This is a genomic window from Spirillospora sp. NPDC047418, from assembly GCF_040643275.1.
Classification (GTDB): domain Bacteria; phylum Actinomycetota; class Actinomycetes; order Streptosporangiales; family Streptosporangiaceae; genus Spirillospora.
Genome location: NZ_JBEYTW010000007.1, coordinates 54,479 through 72,214 on the forward strand (window position 1 = coordinate 54,479; position 17,736 = coordinate 72,214).

General features: G+C 74.1%; 11 protein-coding genes. 8 read left to right on the plus strand and 3 right to left on the minus strand.

Annotated elements, in window-relative coordinates:
- Positions 1–669 precede the first annotated feature (669 nt).
- Complete coding sequence (locus ABZ806_RS06280; protein WP_500215776.1) at positions 670–2,715, plus strand: ComEC/Rec2 family competence protein; 2,046 nt, start codon at positions 670–672, stop codon at positions 2,713–2,715.
- A 439-nt stretch (positions 2,716–3,154) separates the two neighbouring features.
- Here ABZ806_RS06280 and ABZ806_RS06285 read toward each other — a convergent pair whose 3' ends face one another.
- Complete coding sequence (locus ABZ806_RS06285) at positions 3,155–4,099, minus strand: hypothetical protein (protein WP_500215777.1); 945 nt, start codon at positions 4,097–4,099, stop codon at positions 3,155–3,157.
- 171 nt (positions 4,100–4,270) lie between these two features.
- Between ABZ806_RS06285 and ABZ806_RS06290 the strand changes: the two genes are divergently transcribed.
- The 7 genes from ABZ806_RS06290 (at position 4,271) to ABZ806_RS06320 (ending at position 16,316) form a co-directional block, all read left to right on the plus strand.
- A complete protein-coding gene (locus tag ABZ806_RS06290; RefSeq protein ID WP_500215778.1) occupies positions 4,271–5,389 on the plus strand; it encodes a hypothetical protein in 1,119 nt (372 codons plus the stop codon).
- Positions 5,386–7,017: a hypothetical protein gene (locus ABZ806_RS06295; protein ID WP_500215779.1), complete on the plus strand. Its 1,632-nt coding sequence runs from the start codon at positions 5,386–5,388 to the stop codon at positions 7,015–7,017. The genes ABZ806_RS06290 and ABZ806_RS06295 overlap by 4 nt, the downstream gene beginning before the upstream one ends.
- Positions 7,014–9,947 (plus strand): WD40 repeat domain-containing protein, encoded by a 2,934-nt coding sequence (locus ABZ806_RS06300; RefSeq protein WP_500215780.1) that lies wholly within the window; start codon positions 7,014–7,016, stop codon positions 9,945–9,947. Before ABZ806_RS06295 ends, ABZ806_RS06300 begins: the two co-directional genes overlap by 4 nt.
- Positions 9,938–13,156 (plus strand): hypothetical protein, encoded by a 3,219-nt coding sequence (locus tag ABZ806_RS06305; RefSeq protein ID WP_500215781.1) that lies wholly within the window; start codon positions 9,938–9,940, stop codon positions 13,154–13,156. Before ABZ806_RS06300 ends, ABZ806_RS06305 begins: the two co-directional genes overlap by 10 nt.
- Positions 13,157–13,159: 3 nt before the next feature.
- The gene (locus ABZ806_RS06310) at positions 13,160–14,083 is read left to right on the plus strand and encodes an S-4TM family putative pore-forming effector (RefSeq protein ID WP_500215782.1); all 924 of its coding nucleotides are present in this window, start codon (positions 13,160–13,162) and stop codon (positions 14,081–14,083) included.
- Positions 14,084–14,101: 18 nt separating this feature from the next.
- Positions 14,102–15,055, plus strand: a complete 954-nt coding sequence (gene holA / locus ABZ806_RS06315) for a DNA polymerase III subunit delta (protein WP_500215783.1) — start codon at positions 14,102–14,104, stop codon at positions 15,053–15,055.
- A gap of 301 nt (positions 15,056–15,356) precedes the next feature.
- Positions 15,357–16,316, plus strand: a complete 960-nt coding sequence (locus tag ABZ806_RS06320) for a DUF5954 family protein (RefSeq protein WP_500215784.1) — start codon at positions 15,357–15,359, stop codon at positions 16,314–16,316.
- An 83-nt stretch (positions 16,317–16,399) separates the two neighbouring features.
- Here the strand turns inward: ABZ806_RS06320 and ABZ806_RS06325 are convergent, their stop codons facing one another.
- Both ABZ806_RS06325 and ABZ806_RS06330 read right to left on the minus strand, forming a co-directional pair.
- On the minus strand, positions 16,400–16,813 hold the full coding sequence (locus ABZ806_RS06325) for an SRPBCC family protein (RefSeq protein WP_500215785.1): 414 nt from the start codon (positions 16,811–16,813) through the stop codon (positions 16,400–16,402).
- Positions 16,753–17,721 carry a LysR family transcriptional regulator gene (locus tag ABZ806_RS06330; RefSeq protein WP_500215878.1) on the minus strand — a complete coding sequence of 323 codons (969 nt, stop codon included), beginning with the start codon at positions 17,719–17,721 and terminating at the stop codon, positions 16,753–16,755. The genes ABZ806_RS06325 and ABZ806_RS06330 overlap by 61 nt, the downstream gene beginning before the upstream one ends.
- Between the last annotated feature and the right edge of the window lie 15 nt (positions 17,722–17,736).

Here is a 17,736-nt window from a genome sequence, read left to right on the forward strand (position 1 = left end):
CCTCCACAACTCACCTACGCACTGGCCGCCACAGCAGCCCTGACATCCCTCTACCTACTGGCCCCCCGCCGCCACCAATCACCACACCCAGCCCCTCAAGACCCAAACAACACCACCCGCCCCCGCGCCACCCGCCCCGAACGGGACCGTCCCAACGAGCCGGGCGCCCCCCTGCCATCGGAGGACGCGCCGTCCCCGCCTCGCCGCTGTTGCGACTCAAGCGACACCACCCGCCCTCGCGCCGCGCTACCCGCACGTGGCCCTGTCGGAGCGTGCGGTTCCCCGCAGCCTGACGGGCTGCGGGCTCAGCGCTGCCGGCCCGACGAGTCGGGTGACGCCGCCTCGCCACACGGTGTGGCGCCTGCGCGCGGTCGTCCTGGCGGAGGGAGCGGCGGCACACCGTCCCTTCATCTCGGCACAGCGCGAGATCGCTACTGCGGCGTGGGCGGGGGCGTGCCCGGCGGGCGGCGAGCGGGGCAGGGGAGAGCGGCCTTACGTGCGGTCCTCCCGTGGCCTGGACGGTCGGGAACGTCGAGTGCGCGTGGGCGGGGCGCCGATTCTGGCGGGCGGCGCCATCGCGGCTATGGCGCGCGCGCAGCGGCCAGGCGGCGGGTCGCCGGGATCGTGCTGGCGTGTGCGGCGGCGTCGGCGTGCGGGGTGGCGCTTCGGATGACGGCCGTGGCCGGCGGGCCGGTGCACGACCTGGCACGCGCCGGGCGGTTCGCCGCAGCCGAAGCGGTGGTGACCGGGGACCCGCAGGCGAAGCCGGGGCATGCCCGTCCGATGATCACCATTAGGGCGCGGGCGGAGGCGGTGCGGCGGGTGAAGGTTCGTGTCCCGGTGCTGCTCATCGCCGCCGATCCGCGCTGGCTGCGCCTCGTTCCCAGCCAGCGGGTGCGGCTGCGCGGACGGTTCGTGCCGCCCAAGGGAGGAGGTCTGCTGGCCGCGGTCGTGATCGTCCGGGGGCCGCCCGCCGTCCTCGGCCCGCCGTCCGCGCCGCAGCGGGCCGCCGAGCACGTGCGGGCCAGGCTGCGGGCCGCGGTGGACCGGCTGCCGCCCGACCGGCGCGGCGTCCTGCCCGGCATGGTCGTCGGCGACACCTCCCGCCTCGACCCCGCGCTGGCGGAGGACTTCCGCACCGCCGGGCTCACCCACCTCCTCGTCGTCTCGGGTGCGAACCTGGCGATCGTCGTCGGCGCGGTCCTCGGGCTGTGCCGCCTCGCGGGCCTCGGCCGCCGCCGCGCCCCGCCCGTGGCCGTCCTCGCGGTCCTGGCCTTCGTGGTCGTCGCGCGGCCGGAACCGAGCGTCCTGCGGGCGGCGGTGATGGGCATGATCGGCCTGCTGGCGCTGGTCACCGGCCGGGAACGCCAGGGGCTGCCCGCGCTGGCCGCCGCCGTCCTTCTCCTCGTCCTGATCGACCCCGAGCTCGCGCGCTCCTACGGGTTCGCGCTCTCCGTCCTCGCCACGGCCGGGCTGCTGGTCCTGGCCCCGTCGTGGCGGGAACGCCTCGCGCACCGGCTGCCCGGTCCCGTCGCCGACGCCCTCGCCGTCACGGCCGCCGCCGAGGTCGCCGTGGCCCCGGTCCTGGTGATGCTGTCCGGCGAGGTGGGCGTCGTGTCCGTCTTCGCGAACCTGCTGGCCGCGCCCGCCGTCGCCCCCGCCACCCTCCTCGGCGCGCTCGGCGCCGTGACCGCCCTCGTCTCACCGCCCGTCGCCCGCCTGATCATCTGGCCCGCCGGCCTGGCCGTCGGCTGGATCATCTGGATAGCCCGCACCGCCGCGGCGCTGCCCTACGCGACCCTCCCCTGGACGGGCGGAGCCATCGGCGCCGCGACGCTCCTGGCGGCGGGCGTGGTCGCGGTCCTGATCCTGCGCAGCCGCCGCCTGCGCCTGGTCGCCGCCGCGGCCATGGCCGGCGTGCTGATCGCCGTTATCGCCATACGGGTGATGGCTCCCGGCTGGCCGCCGCCCGGCTGGCAGATGGTCGCCTGCGACGTGGGCCAGGGCGACGCGCTGGTGCTGGCTGCCGGCCCCGGCCAGGCCGTCGTCGTGGACACGGGCCCGGAACCGCGCCCCGTCGACCGGTGCCTGCGGCGCCTCCACGTGACGGACGTCCCGCTCCTGATCCTGACCCACCCGCACGCCGACCACATCAACGGCACGTCCGGCGTCCGCCACCACCGCACCGTCCACGAGGTACTGACGACACCCCTCAGTTCAGGTCGCGAGGCGCGCTACACGTCGGGCATCCAATCCCGCCGCGCCGAACCAGGCCAGCAATGGCGCGTCGGCGACCTGACCCTCACCGTCCTCGCTCCGCTCGGCGCCGGCCCGGCCCTTTCACCGAAGGACGACGGCACCACGATCAATAACGCCAGCGTCGTCCTCATCGCCCGCAAACCGGGCTTCAGCGCACTCCTCGCAGGCGACATCGAACCGGAGGCCCAACGCGTGCTGGAAACGACCGTCCCCCACGTCCAAGTCCTCAAGGTTCCGCACCACGGCTCCCCAAGCCAGGACCCCCGCTTCCTCGCCGCCGCCCACGCGTCCATCTCCCTGATCTCCGTGGGCGAGGACAACGACTACGGCCACCCGTCGCCAGCGACCATCACCCTGCTCCGCCGCCTCCACACCCAAGTCCACCGCACCGACCAGGAAGGAGACATAGCCATAATCCGCACCGCCACTTCTGTGGCCGCCGTCCCCCGCTACTGACCGCCCCACGGCGACTCGCCGTGGGGTCACGGGCGGTCCTGTGCAGGGCTGTCCAGAGCGAACGGGGTCTACGTCAAGTGTCGCTGAGCAGGATGCGACCGGAAATGGTGCTGTGGTGATCTGCCCGTCCCGTGCCAAATCACAAGCCCGTCAACGAGCGGCGTTGGGGGAGGGCCGCCTGGTAAGGGCGGTCTCCGCGCCATGCGGGGCGGTGATCGGGGAGGAGTAAGAATGTTCCTTCAACGAGTTGCCCTGCGATCCGAGATGGTCGCTCGAGCGAATAACCCCAGCGCTTTTTGGGGATTGGCGGCCTACCGTGCTGCGTCTCATTCGGTGGGGTGAGGTGGGGTGGTACTGGAGTGACCGGATGGTGTGATTGCTGCCACTGGGGTGTCATCTTGGCCGTGGGTGGCCGAGGGGAGAGGAGGGGATGTCCTGTTCACCAGGTCCAGCGGAAGCCGACGGCCGCGTTCTCCAGATAGGGGATGAAGCGGTGGGCGCAGTTCTCGACGTCCAAGCGGGTCGATTCCTCATGCAGTATCTCGCCGCCGCGGTAGTCGTCCCAGACCGTCCACCATAATTGTGCGGGGCGCCGCTCCGGGGCGAATTGCACGGTGATGCTGACGTTCTCGCAGCGGGAGTGGGCGACGCGGCGGTACTCACCGGCGGGGTGTGCCTGCGGTGCGAACTCGACGTCGTACTCCAGAGACGCCACCTGCCCTTTGCGCAGAGGGGTGTTGAACGTGATCTCCAGTACCGGTGAGGCACCGGAGAACTCGTGCCGCGCGGTGACGCGCCCGCCGTGCCGCACGCGAACCGCGCGGGCGCCCCGCACGAGGCGGTACGGGTAGCCGGTGACGCCGTCCTCGCGGGCCAGGATCGCCGAGGTGGTCTGGTGTCCGACGACCGTCCCGGCGGGGCCGATCATGCGGCGTTCGAAGACGGCCACGGTGCGGTGGCGCTGCGGCACCGGGACGAACTGGGGGTGGCGCAGGGTGTTCACGACCGGGCCGCCCACGGACCCGCGGACCGGGGGGAACCGCAGCGTCCACAGCCGCTCGCGGTCGTTGTCGGTCATGCCGAAGGCCTCGACGAACCATGTCAGGGTCTCGGCGCTGATGAGGTCCCCGGAGAGAGCCCGGTAGACCCGGTCCTTGATCTTGCGGGCGAGGCGCGAATCGGTGTCGGGGCGCTCTCCGGTGTCCCACAGGTGCTCGGCGATCACCTTCGCGACGGCGGCCTTGTTGAGCGCTCCGTCCGGCTGGGAACGGCCGAGCCGCCGTTCCCAGCGCCGCCGGTACGGGCCGGACTGGACGAGCAATGAGACGAGTAACCGGCCGGTGGCCCGCACGCCGTCGGGACTTCCGGAGGCCGTATGCGACATATCTGCGACAAGGGGGCGTTCTGATGGGGTCATCGGATCCATGTCGGCCACGGGCGGGGGCGTGGATTCGGTCGGGGACGGGGGAAGTGGGCGCTCGACGTGCTCACGGGGACCGGGCGTCCCGCAGAGATGGATGGGCCTTACTGTCCAAAAGCATAGCGAGGTGGCCGCATGCAGGATTTCGTATCGGAGCCGGAAGGTGGGGCGCCCGACCTTTCGGGCCGCTATGTGCGGGGCGACACGGCGGCAGTCATGGTCGGCGACACGTTGGACGGCAGGCGGATTCTCGGATTCGTCTACAGCCCTCCGCCCGGCGGGCTGACGCCGGACATGTTCTGCGATCACGTGCTGCTCGACGGGGACGGCGGGGTCCCGGTGCGGCCGCTGCCCGAATGCGGGGGCCGGGCCGAGCGGCTCGGGCCGCTGCCGCCGCGGCGGCGCCCGCAGATGATCTGCGACGTGGCGGCGGTCGCGGCGGAACTGCCGGACCTCATCGGGCGGCTGACCGACCGGGCCCCCGACCCGGCCGGCACCTTCTTCGCGCGGCTGTTCGACCGGGTGTGGGGTCTCGGGCACCTGATCTGGGCCGCCGGGGGGTCGGTCCGGGACCTGATCGCAGCGGGGCCGCAGGCGAAGGTCAACGACCTGGACTTCTCCGGGACGGTGCCGCCGGGGCTGATGGCCTCACTGGTGCACGAGGTGCTGGCCGGCATGCGGATGAGGCGGCTGGTCCGGATCAAGGTGTCGTCCGGACGGGTCTGCTCCGCCCAGTTCCGGGGCGAGGACGACGTACTGCTCGAGTACAAGGCGCTCGATCTCCGGGGGTTCCCGTTCAGAGTGTCCGGCGGCGACCTCGAGCGCGACGCCGAGACACGGGATCTGACCGTCAACAGCATCCACTACGACCCGCGCCACGGGCTGGTCCTCGACCCGACGCTGCGCGGCCTGGCGGACCTGCGCGACGGCGAGTCCGTGCGGCAGTTGTGGGTTCCTTACCGGTTCGATGTGCCGTTCGAGCAGGTCGCCATCCTGCTGCGGCTGGTGAAGTTCGTCGCGCGGTGGCGGGGCGAGGGGATGGAGCTCCGCGTCGCCCAGTCGGTGACGTGGGCTGCCGAGTTGCCGGACGACCTGTTCGCGAGGGTCTCGGTCGGCGAGTGGGACAAACTCCGGGAGATCCGCGACGACTACCTGAAGGACCATCCCGCGGAGGCCAGGAACGCGGCGGCCCGCGAGATCGGCCCGGCGGCCGTCCGGCTGCTGGCGGAACTGGACGTCAGGAGCGGACGATGAACGCCCCGCACAGGCCGTTGAGCGAATGGGTCGCGGAAGTCGCCCTCGACCGGGACGGCACCGGCTCCTGGGATCCCTGGGCGGAGCCCAACCGGGGCAGGCGCAACTCCGACGCCCGCGGCGAGTCCCGCTTCCGCGACGGCTGGCTGCGCCGCCGGATCCTGCTCGAGTCGTCGGGCACCCGGGTGGGGGCGCTGGGTCTGTGCCGCGGCGGAACGGCCCCCGAGGCGGTCGTGGAGCTCACCGACGCGGGCGTGCCGGTGCCGGTGAGCGAGGCGGCGGTCGCGGTCGTCGAGCGGCTGGAGGAGACCTGGCCGGACGTGCGCCCGGGGCCGGACGACGTCCGGGTGCTGGAGTCGGAATCCCCGGCGCTGCGGTGGTCGCTGGTCGACCGGCTCCTCCAGGAGGGCGACCCGGCGGCGGAACTGTTCCATCTGCTGCCGTGGGAACTCGTTGCGCGGCTCGCCGCGGACCTGTGCGGCGCCATCGACGCGGGCGGCGGGGGCTCCCGCGTGGTGCTGGCCCACTGGTTCGCGCCCACCGGCTCCCTGTTCAGCGACGCGATGGACGAGATGAACATATGGCTTCGCGATCAGGGGACGTCCGGCCTGGCCGCCCACGGCGGCATCGCGCTGTGCGAGGAACTCGCCGCCACCGACCTCGCACGCTTCCCGGCGGAGGCCCGGTGGGCACTGGCGCTGCTGACCCGCCGGCTCGGCGCCGTGGACCCCGCGATGCGGGAGGCCGCCCGGGTGGCGACGGGCCGGCTGGCGGACGATGCCGCGTCCGTGCCGGACGATGCCGCGTCCGTGCCGGACGATGCCGCGTCCGTGCCGGACGAGGGCGACGCCTCCGCCGAGTTCGCGGCGGCCGTGGCCGACTGGCTGGCGGAGCTGCCGGCGACCGGACCGGGCGAGCGGACGGCCGACAGCGGCGGGCTCCGCCTGCACCTGAGCGTCATCGCCGAGGACGACGCGGGCGAGGTCGCGCTGGAGGTGACGCCGCCGGTCGAGGACGTGGCGGTCCTCGTACGCCCCGAGGCCGACCGGGGCGCCGTGACCTACCTCGGGTGGCTCACCGCCGGGCGGATGCGTCTCGAGATCGGCTCCCCGCCGCCTTACGAGGTGCGTCCGGCGGCGCGTCGCCGGGACTCCCCGAGCGCTCCGGTCGAGGTGTACATCTCAGAGCCGCGGCAGCTGGAGACCGCGCTGGCGAGCGACGAGGAGGCGGAGCCGAGAGACGAAAGGCTGCTGGTGGTTCCCGACCTCGAACTGGCGGTGACCCTCTACGAGAACGACGGCGGGCAGCTCCTTGTCAGCGCGTCCGTGGGTTCTCGGGAAGCCGACGGCCGATGGCTCGAGCTCGTTCTCAACGACCTCGGTGACGGTTCCGCACGCGAGTGCGTGATCCCGTTGCGCTGGGCGTACAACGCGGCCGAGGGCACCCTGAAGGTGGGCGCTTGGCGCGACCGGCTGGCCGTGGCGGTGGGCCCCGACCTGGTCGACGATCCGTCCGGTTTCGACCGCGAAACAGTGCGCTGGTCGGCCGAGCACGCGGCGGACGCGCGGACGGGTGACGCCTTGCGCGACCTGCTGGCCGCCCTCGCGGGTCCGGACGGTGCGGTGTGATCGGGCGCACGGCGGGATCACCGCGGCGGGCGCCCGCGCGGCGGGGCCTGCGGGCGAAGCTGTTCGGCGGCTGGTCGCAGCCGCCCCGGCGCCGCCGACGGCGAGTCGTGCGGCTGCCGATCGTCGTCGCCCACGGGGACGCCGGCAGGCTGCTCCTCTTGGAGGTGCGGCGCAGGAGGTTCCGGCGTCCGGAGCGGCCCGGTCTGAAGGGGCCGACCGCGACCCGGGACGACCAAGGGATGCGCGAGTCCTTCGCCGAGGCGTTCGCCTGGGCGAAGAGTCATCCGCGTTTCCACTCTCGTTCGGTGACGCATTGGGATCTGCTCCCGTATGACGGGGACGGCGACGACGTCCCGCCGGTCGGTGGGAGATCGGCGGGCGGGGCGATGGCGCTGGCGCTGGCCTACCTCCACGGCCTCACGCCGGACGCCCGTGCCCCCTACAACCGCCGGACGGTGTTGACCGCCAATGTCACCCGGGACGGCACGCTCCTCGGGGTGACCGAGATCGACCGCAAGATGCTCGCGGTGGCGGAGCGGGAGCTCACACTGCTGGTGTCCCCCGCCAACGGGGCCAAGGCCCGGGCGGAGGCGCAGGAGCGGGGGCCGGACCTGCGGGCGGAGGTGGTCGAGGACGTCCCCGCCTCCCTGGCGGTGATGCGGATCCACCAGTCCCGGCATCCGTACTGGATGGCGCCCCTGCTCGTCGTGATCCTCCTCGGAGGGGTCGCCGCCTACGCGGTCGGGCGGGCGCACGGCGAGCGGGACGCCAGGCGACTGCGCGAACTGGCCGCGATCGTGGCGCGGGACGCCCATGCCGACCCCGGCCGGGCGGCGATCGCCGCGCTGGCGGCGCAGCGTCTCGGAGCGGGGAAGGGCGACGCCCGCGACGCGCTGCTGCGGGTGGCGGCGGTGGACCCTCGGCTGCGCGGCGTCGCGTCGAGCGGACGGCCCGCCACCGCGGTCGCGGTGTCGCCGGACGGCCGCAGGATCGCGGTCGGCGGGCCGGGGCAACGCGTCCGGGTCCAGGAGCCCGGCGGCGGCCGCTACCGGGCGGCCGCCGGCGGCGGCGCCGGGATCAGCGCGCTGGCCTTCACCCCGGACGGAAAGGCCCTGATCAGCGGGGACGAGGAGGGTCTCCTCATCCGCTGGGACATCTCCGGTCCGGTTCCGCGGCCGGTCCAGGAGGGCTTCTCGCGCGGACGCGTCGACCGCCTGGCGGTGTCGCCCGGCGGGAGGCTGCTCGCCCTCCAGCAGGCCGGCAGGCGGATATCGGTCTGGCCGCTGGCGGTGCCGCGCCGCCCGCTCGGGTCCGGCCCGCTGCTGACGGTCGCGATCGCGCGGTTGCCGGTGACCGATCCCACCGACATGGTGTTCGTCGACGAGGACTCGGTCGCCGTGACGAGCGCGCGCAAGGGGGAGGTGGAGGCGGGCGTGTACGCCGCCTCGACCGGCAGTCGCGAGCGGACCCTCCTCCCGGCCAACCGCACCGTCTTCCGCGGTGCGTACTCGCTGGCCATGGCGCGGCTGGCCGACGGCCGCCGCGTGCTGGCGGCCGGCCGGCACGTGGCCTCGACCCCGGACGACCCGGAACTCGGGCGCGTCGTCGTGTGGGAGACGCGGCATTGGAAGGTCGTGCGGCAGGTCGAGGACAGGCGGTCGGTGATACGGCTCGCGGCGGGCAGGGACGGCGACCGGCTGGTGGTCGGTTCCTCGGGTGCGGGGCGTGGAGACGCCCCGACGACGCTGAAGGTCCTCGATCTGAACACCGGGGAGTGGCGGGGGCCCGAGCTCGGCGGCCCCGGCATGATGTTCCGGGCGGAACCGCAGTTCGACTCCGCGGGCGGCCGGCTGGCGGCGCTCACCGACGGCTGGCATGCGACGGACTGGTCGATGCCGTCCGGGCCCGCTCTGCACCGCGGCGTGCTGACGCGGGTGGTCACCGATCCGCGGTCCCCCGGGCGAGTGATCACCGTGGGCATGGACGGGATGGTCCGCGTGGTCGACGTACCGAGCCTGCGGGTGGCGCAGACCATCGACCTGGCGGAGCACGGTCCGATCATCTCGATGGCCGTCGCACCCGGCGGGCGCACGATCGTCACCGGTCACATCGACGGCCGCGCCGTGGTGTCGGACCTCGCCCGGGGCGAGGCCGTGCGCGTGCTGGGCGAGCCGACACCGCACGGCCTGGGGCGGATCCTGTCGGTCGCCTTCGACGAGCGGGCGGGCCGGGTCGCGATCGGCGACCTGCGGGGCACCGTCGAGGTATGGGACCCGCGGGACGGGCGGCTGCTCGAAGAGATCCCGTCCGCCGACAGCGAGGCCGTGCGGGCCCTGCTGTTCCTCGCCCGCGGCGATGAGCTGGTCATCGGCTACGACCGCGACCACGCGAGCGTCGTGCCGCTCCGCGGCGGAACCGCGAGGAGGGTCGACTTCCCGGATGGGCTGGCGGTGGCCGTTCCCCTGTCGGCATCGACGCTGCTCACCGGCGAGAACAACGGCGAGTTGCACGTCACCGGCCCGGGTCTGCGGCCTGCCGGCGCTCAGCCCTCCGCACGACTCGCCACCACCGTGATGAACATCGCGGTGTCGCCGGACCGGCGGAGCTGGCTGGTGCCCGATCTGAGCGGGGCGGTCCACGTCATCGCCGCGAACGGGGGACGGGAGATCGCCGCTGTGAACGCCATGCCGGCGGATGGCGCGGGCACCGCGTCGGTGGTGCCGTTCTACACCGCGGCCTTCACCGGGGACGGCCGGTACGGGGTCTTCGGCTCGGCGAGCGGGCGCCTCGCCGTGCTCGGGCTGACCGGGACGGCGCTCCTGAGCCGGGTGTGCGCGCTGCTGCCCGCGGGGGCCGCCGCCGATCCGGACATCTCCGTCCCGGCCGAGGCGCACATGGGACGGCGGGAGGTGCTGGACGCATGTCGTTGACGGAGCGGGAGCAGGAACCGGACAGGCTGACCGAGGCCATCCGGAAGTGCCTTGTCACTCAGGGCCCCAAGAGTTCGAGAGGTGCGCTGAAGCCGGCCAGCGAGGTCGCGACGCAGCTGATCGGCGTCTCCTGGGTGCTGCTGACCGCCGAGCGTGCGGTCCGCGTCGACGCCGATCTTCTGGCCCGGCTGCGCGAGGGGCCGTTCGCCGAGGAGGTCCGGGCGAAGCTGGACGGCGCGGGGTCGCCCTACCCCTTCCTCGTCCGGCGGCTCCATGGCGTCCTGTACGCCGCCGAGGCCGCCCGGCACCACCGCCACGGACGGGACGCCGAGGCGCAAGGCTGCCGGGAACGGGCCCTCACCGAGTGGACCGACGCCGACCCCGCCGTCGGTTCCGTCGCGCCCGCGCAGGTCGCGGACCTGATCGCGTCCCTGCTCGCCGGGCTGGACGGACCGGTGCCGCGCTCGGCGCTGATGAGCGTCCCGGTGCGCGTCCGTGACGGGTACGAGGCGGTGACGCTCGTCGCGGAGGCCGTCGGGGGCGGCGAGGAGCAGGTGCCCGGAGCGTGGCCGTGCCCGCGTGAGATGGCCTTCACCGAGATCGATCCGGAGACGTGCGCCGAGATGGCGCGGACCACGGTGGCGTCTCCCGGCGGCGCGCGGGCGGGCCTGCGCTGGCGGCTCGTCGCGGCCAGCGGCAGGGGGCTGCCCGCCGTGCCGAGGACGCCGCTCGCGGCACCGCTCGCCGTGCTGGCCGAGTCGCTCGCCGCCGGAACACCCATCGACCCGTCATCGATGGTCGTCGCCGGGCTGGGCGGAGACGGCCGCCTCCTGCCGGTCGGGGACACCGCCGAACTCGTCCGCTTCGCGGAGGAGAACGGCAAGCGGGTCGTGCTCGGGATGGAGCACGTCCCGGAGGCCGGACCCTCGCCGTGGCGCGTCCCGCGGCTCCGCGTCCGGACGCCGGTGGAGACCCCCGCCCCCGACGTCGCCGCGGCGCTCCGGCTGGTGAGGCGGCGGCCGAACCGCAGGCTCAGGTGGGCGACGGTGGGCGTGGTGGGCGCGCTGCTCGCCGTCCCCGGCGGGTACGCGCTGGACAAGCGGGGCGACTCCGTCAGGGACGCTCAGCGGCAGGAGAGCGCGCGGCTGGCACGGACCCTCGCCGGGCAGGTGCGCGAGCGTGCGGCGGCGGAGCCGGAGAGGGCGCTGCGCGAGGCGCTGGCCGCGCAGCGGATCTCCCCGGGCGGTACCGGCGCCCGTTCGGCGCTGCTGAACGCCGTCTACGCCGACGTGCGCCTGCAGGGCCTGCTGCAGGGCGCTCCTCGCCCGCTGCGGTCGCTGGTGATGGCCGCCGACGGCCGGACGGTTGCCGCGGCCGGAGACGCACCCGAGATCGTGGTGTGGTCGCTCGCACCGGGCGCGGCGCGGACCCCGCGCAAGATCCCTACGCGGGGCGCGGTGACGGCGCTGGCCCTGGCCCCGGACGGCGGGACGCTCGCCTACGCCGGCCGCTCCGCGGGTGCCCGGACGGTGGCCCTGGCGCCCTCGGGCCGCTCCGGCGCCCTTCCGCTCCCGGAGAAGGAGACCGGCGTCAGCGCCCTCACGTTCTCCCGAGACGGGCGGGACGTCGCGGCCGCCACGAGCGGTGGCGGACTGCTGTGGCACGGCGCCGCGGAGAGACCGCCGATGCGCGTCGCGGACGGCACCGGCGTCGCCGGGGTCGCGTTCGATCCCAAGGCCCGGTCGCTGGCGCTGATCGGGACCGCGGGCGAGACGTCCTTCTGGCGGGTGGACGGCAAGAAGGCCGAGCGGTCCGGCGCCGTCGACCTGAAGGCCCCCGGCAGCGGGATCGCCTACGGCCTGGACGGAAAGACCGCGTTCGCGGTGACCGTCAACGGCTTCATCACCCCCCTGAACCCCCGCACTGGGAAACGGCTCGGCAAACCCTTCTTCGTGGGGGCGGGGGGCCGCCCGGTGGCGGTGACGTCGGCCGGGCTGTGGATCGCCTCCCTGAACGGGCTCAAGGCATTCGCCACCGACTCGCTCCTGGACGGGAGCCCTTCGATCGGCAACGCGATCATCGGAGAGGGAGGCCGCACCCGGAGCATGGCGGCGGTCAGCGCGGACGGTGCCACGACCATCACGCCGGGGGACGAGGGCGTCCTGGCGGTGCACGACGCGGCCGATCACCGCATGTTCAACCAGTGGGTGTCGGGGGTCTCCGGGGTCGCCGTGCTCCCCGACGGCACAATGCTCCTCCTGACGGGGCTGCAGGCGAAACGGGCATGGCTGACGGTGTACGACCCGAGAACCCGGCGCGTGCACGGCCAGGACTCCTACCCGTCGAAGTTCAGTCTGGCGCCGGGCGTCCTCAGCGCCCGCCTGAGGTCGGCGGCCATGGTCACCGCGGACGGGCGGGTCCGGGTGTGGCGCTACGACGGCGCCGATGAACTGGAACAGCTCGCCGAGTTGACCGGGCCGTCCGGCTCGCAGCGTCCCGTGGTCGCCCTCGACGAGGACCACGGTCGGCTCTTCGTCGCGTGGTCCGACCGGCTCACCGGCTATGCCTACGACGGTACGGCGCCGCCGCGGAGGATCTCCGAGAGACGACTGGAGCGCCCGATCACCTGCATGGCCGTCGACCCGCGGCGCGGCCGGGTCGTCGGCTGCACCGGGGCCGGCATGAGCATGTGGCCGCTGGACGCGGACGGCCGCGCCGGGCCGCCCGTCCGGCTCGGCTCGCATGCCGCGGTGCGCACCGTCGTGACGGCGAACGGCACCGTGGTCGGCGTCGGCCCCGAGGGGGACACCTTCGCCTACAAGGTGAGCGGGACGGACGTGACGGAGCGGACTCTCCCCGGAGAGTCGCAATACGTCTTCACGCTGACCGCCGTGGGAAACGATGTCGTGATCTCGGCCCGGACCGGCTACCTCGGCGTCATCGACGCCGACACGGGCGAACGCCTGCTGCGCACGGAGTTCCCCGACCTGAGCAACCCGCCGTTCACCACGTGGCAGGACCCCGGCGGACTGCACTTCGCGCTCGGCCTCAGCGCGCTGCGGCTCGACATGCTCATCGACCCGGCCGCGCTCGCCGCGCACGCCTGCCGCCTGGGCGGCTGGAGCGGGCCGCGCCCCACAGTCGGGGACGCGGTGCCGCGCGCGCCGGAGCGGTTGCGGGACCGGCCGCTGTGCCCGGCGGGGGGCTGAGCGGTGGCCGCGGACGCGCCGCGTCCGGTCCCGCGCGGCGAGCCGTCGCGGATCGGGCGGCGGCAGGACGAGGCGCGGCATCTGCGCCGGCTGCTCGCCTACAGCGACCTGTACCACCGGTCCCAGCGGTGGCGGCGGGCCCGGATGGCCGGGACGCTGCTCATCGCGGCGGTCGCGCCGGTCGCGGTGGTGTTCTTCCCGGCGGGGAGCGAGACGCTCGCCGCCCTGGGCGCGGCGTGGCTGGTGGCGTCGCGCACGGGGCTGGCGTGGCTGGAGGAGCGAGCGGTGCGCCGTGCGGCCGCGGTCCAGGAGCTCTACGAGACCGGGCTGTTCGGGCTGCCGTGGAACGCCGCGCTGGCCGGTGCGCCCCCCGCGCCGGAGGAGGTCGCCGCGGCCGCCGGGCGCATCCGCCGCGCGGACCGGTACCGCGGGTGGTTCGGCATCGATGTGCGGGACGTCCCGTGGCCTGGAGACGTGCTGCTGTGCCAGCGCCAGAGCATGGTGTGGAGCCTGCGCGACCACCGCGCCTACGCGGGTGCGCTCGTGGCCGCGGGGCTGGGCTGGTTCGTTCTCGGGCTGGCGCTCGCGCTCTACCGTGACATGAGCCTGGCGGACTACCTGGTCAAGCTGTTCCTGCCGGTCTGCCCCGCGTTGCTGGACTGCGTGGAGCTGGCCGGTGCCCACTGGCGGCACGCCGCCCGCCGGGAGGAGGCGCTGCGGGAGATCCAGGACCTGTGGGACGCGCACCGCGCCGATCCGGCGGGCATCGACCCCGCCGGCTGCCGCCGCGTCCAGGACGCCGCCTACCTGGCGCGCCGGGACGGGCCCAAGATCCCCGGGGTCTTCTACCGGCTGCGGCGCGGGACGTCCGAGCGGAGCGCGGCGGAGGGGGCCGCTGTGCTGGTGGACGGCGCGGGGCCTTGTTGAGCGTGGCATGCTGCTGGGGTGTCGGTTGAGCCCATTGTGCTGGTGGTCGGGGACGAGGAGTTGCTCGCGGAGCGGGCGATCGGGGAGATCGTCGCGTCCGTGCGGGCGGGGGATCCGAAGGCGGAGGTCATTGACCTGGCGCCGGGCGGGCTGGAGCCCGGGCGGATCTCGGAGTTGACGTCGCCGTCGCTGTTCGGCGGCGGGAAGGTGCTCGTGATCCGGTCGGCGCAGGATCTGGGGAAGGACCTGACGGCCGAGGTGCTCAAATACGCCGGGAACCCGGCGGATGAAGTGGTGCTCGTGGCCGTCCACCCGGGTGGGGCCAAGGGCAAGGCGCTGGTGGACGGGCTCACCAAGCTCAAGGCGCGCAGGATCTCGTGTCCCAAGGTCACCAAGGTGGGGGAGCGGGTCGACTTCGTGCGGGCCGAGATCCGCCGGGCGGGCGGGAAGATCTCCGCCGACGGTGCGCGGGGGCTGATCGACGCGGTGGGCAACGACCTGCGGGAGCTGGCGGCGGCGTGCAGCCAGCTGGTCGCCGACACCGGGGGGAAGATCGACGACGCCGCCGTCGCCCGGTACTACCGGGGGCGCGCGGAGGTCAGCGGGTTCACGGTGGCGGACAAGGCCATCGAGGGGCGGCTCGCCGAGGCGCTGGAGCAGCTGCGGTGGGCGCTCGCCACGGGGGTCGCGCCGGTGCTGATCGTCAGCGCGCTCGCGCAGGGTGTGCGGGGGCTGGCGAAGGTGGGCGGGGCTCCGCGGGGTGCGCGGGGCGCGGCGCTGGCGAAGGAGCTGGGCATGCCGCCGTGGAAGATCGAGCGGGTGCAGAAGCAGCTGCGGGGCTGGTCCGGAGACGGGGTCGCGCGGGCGCTCGCGGCGGTCGCCGAGGCCGATGAGGCGGTCAAGGGCGGCGCCGCCGATCCCGCGTACGCGCTGGAGAAGACGGTCGCCACCATCGTCGCCGCCCGCGGCTGAACCCGGGCGGCGGGTGGGAGAGCCCGCCGGCCAGCGGCCCATCGGCCGACGGCCAGTGGCCCGCCGGCCGACGGTTCCGGGCCTGCGTGGTGGTGCCTGGGCTCGGCGCGTCCGGGTGGCCGCGAGGTCGATCGCCGCGGTCTTCGCGGTCGTCGCCCAAGCCTGGCGCTTCCGGGTGGCGGCGAGGCCGATCGCCGCGGTCTTCGCGGTCGTCGCCCGGGTCCGGCGCGTCCGGGGCTTCCGGTGGGGTGAGTTTCACGAAACGTGTGCGGGCGGATCGTTTCTGTGACGATGATGGGGTATGAGCTTCCCCCCGATGCACGGGTACGACCGCATCGATCTGGTCGCCGATCTCGACCCGGTCGCGGCGGTGCGGGACAGGGAACTCGGCGAGCGGATCCGGGAGTTCCCCAAGCTCTTCCCGGCCGGATCGCCCGATTTCGGGTTCGCGGTGCAGAGCGGGACGAGCTGGCGCATCGGGAGCGTCGGCACGTCCGACCCGGAGAGCGCCCGGCGGAGCCTGGCCGCGCATCTGCGCAGGACCGTGACCGAGCAGCACCCCGCCCCGGACCTGGCGCGCGCGATGATGGAGGCCGCCGGGCGGATGGACCCCGAGGTGGGCGGCCTCGCGAAGGACGAGTGGGAGATCGGCGAGCGGCGCTACCGGGTGATCCGGATCGAGCGGTTCACGCTGATCGGCGGCGGTGCGATGGAGCCGCCGAGGTCCACCGACACCGATCCGGGCGGCCCGAAGCTGCTGCGCGACCACCCCGTCGAGCCACTGGCGCCGGCCGGGCACTGGGAGACGCAGCTGAGGCTGAACCTAGCGGGGTTCCGGCCGATACCCGGCACCGTTCCGGAGATCGTGCAGACCGAGGCCGTCCACGCGATCCAGTCGCATCCGGGAGTGATCCTGCTGCCGCCGACCTTCACCGTCGTGGAGATCAAGGAGGACGGGTCCTGGCAGCCGTTCAGCGGCGGTGACGGGCCCGGTGAGGCGCGCGGCAACCTGGCCGCCCACTTCACCCAGTTGATGCCGCTGTTCCGCCGCCACCAGGGTGACCCGCCCTCGGACGCCGAACTCGCGGAGTGGGAGCGGGCGGCGGAGCAGATCACGGCGACGGACGGGTACGAGTTCGCCGCGCTGGGCCGCTCGTTCCGCACGGTGCGGATCTCACGGATGATGCGCCTCGGCCGGGACGGTCCCGAGGGCCCGCGGCCGTCCGACCAGGAACGCTACGGCGAGCCCGCCATCCGGTAGGCCCGGCCGCTGCCGCGAGGGAACCGTCCGCCGCTGCTTTTGGGCGGACGGCTCGGGTGGGGGAGGGGCTCGGTGGAGGCGGGTTATCGTTCGGCCTTGTTCTTCAGGCCGTTGGCCTCCATCGTCACGTAGCGGCGGGTCAGGCGGCCCGTCAGGAGGGAGAACAGGCCGGCGAGGGGCCCCTTCTGATCGAGGGTCAGGCGGACGGTGACGCCGTTCCCGGCGGGGGCCATCGCGTGGGTCGCGGTGGTGGTCACGCCGGGGGAGCGGGACTCCCAGGTGAAGGACTCGGCCTCCTTCACCTCGGTGACCGTCCAGGTGGCGGCGGGAATCTTCGGCTGGTGGATGCGGGCCCGGCTGGACGGCGCGAACGGCTTGTCGAGGAGTTCGACGCGGTCGATCGAGTCCGTCATGTCGGGCCAGCGTTCGACGTCCGTCAGAAGGGCCCAGACGGTTTCGGGGGCGGCGTCGATGTCGACGGAGATCTCGAAATGCACGGCGTGCTCCTCACGGCGGTGCGGACGGCGGTCAGCAGATCGGTGACCAGGGGGTCGTCGCTGCGGCCCGGCAGGTGCAGAGCGTAGTAGGGGACGGCCGGTAGGTCGATGATCTCGCGTGCGGTCAGGCCGGGCGGCGGGGGCACGCAGCCGTTCACCACGGCCAGGCCGATGCGCAGGGACGCGAAGTGCAGCATCAGCGGCCAGCCCGCGGCCTCGACCGCGAGCGACCAGGGCACCTGTGCGGCGCGCAGCGCGCGTTCGAGGGTGACGCGGTGCGGGCCGGTCGGGGGCGGGACGATCAGGGCGGTGCCCGCCAGGTCGGCGAGCGCGAGGTGCCGCCGCGCGGCGAGCGGGTGGCCGTCCGGCATGACGAGGGTCTGCGGGTAGGAGGCGAGGAGCTCGGCCTCCACGTCGGCCGGCAGGACGTCCAGGACGGCGACGCCGACGTCGGCGCGGCCGGTGCGGACGGCGGTGAGGGTGCGGGCGCGGTCGCCGTTGATCAGCCGGACGCCGGGGTGGACGGCGCCGCCGAGAAGGTACAGGTAGGCACCCTCCCCGGCGGCGAGGGTGGGGACGCGGGACGCGGCGGTGCCGCCGACGTCCGCGAGGAACGCCGTCATGCGGGCGTCGAGGTCGCGGGCGAACCGGGCGACCTGCTCGCCGGCGGGTGTCAGGGCCAGCCGGCGCCCCTGCCTGGTGTAGAGGGGGCGCCCAAGGGTCTCGGCGAGTTTGCGCACCTTGACGTGCAGGGCGGGCTGCGAGATGTGCAGTTCGCCGGCGGCGCGGGTGAAGTTCAGGTGCTCGGCGAAGACGGCGAACGAGGCGAGCGCGTCGTGGACAGGCGGCTCAGGTCCATAGGCACGAACTATAGCGATGGTGGTCGTTGATAGTTCTGCTTTAAGAATGAGGGCCCGAGAGTT

Coding starts and splice junctions, on each gene's coding strand:
- ABZ806_RS06280 (WP_500215776.1), top strand. CDS start 670: ATGACGGCCGTGGCCGGCGGGCCGGTGCACGACCTGGCACGCGCCGGG.
- ABZ806_RS06285 (WP_500215777.1), bottom strand. CDS start 4,099: ATGTCGCATACGGCCTCCGGAAGTCCCGACGGCGTGCGGGCCACCGGC.
- ABZ806_RS06290 (WP_500215778.1), top strand. CDS start 4,271: ATGCAGGATTTCGTATCGGAGCCGGAAGGTGGGGCGCCCGACCTTTCG.
- ABZ806_RS06295 (WP_500215779.1), top strand. CDS start 5,386: ATGAACGCCCCGCACAGGCCGTTGAGCGAATGGGTCGCGGAAGTCGCC.
- ABZ806_RS06305 (WP_500215781.1), top strand. CDS start 9,938: ATGTCGTTGACGGAGCGGGAGCAGGAACCGGACAGGCTGACCGAGGCC.
- ABZ806_RS06320 (WP_500215784.1), top strand. CDS start 15,357: ATGAGCTTCCCCCCGATGCACGGGTACGACCGCATCGATCTGGTCGCC.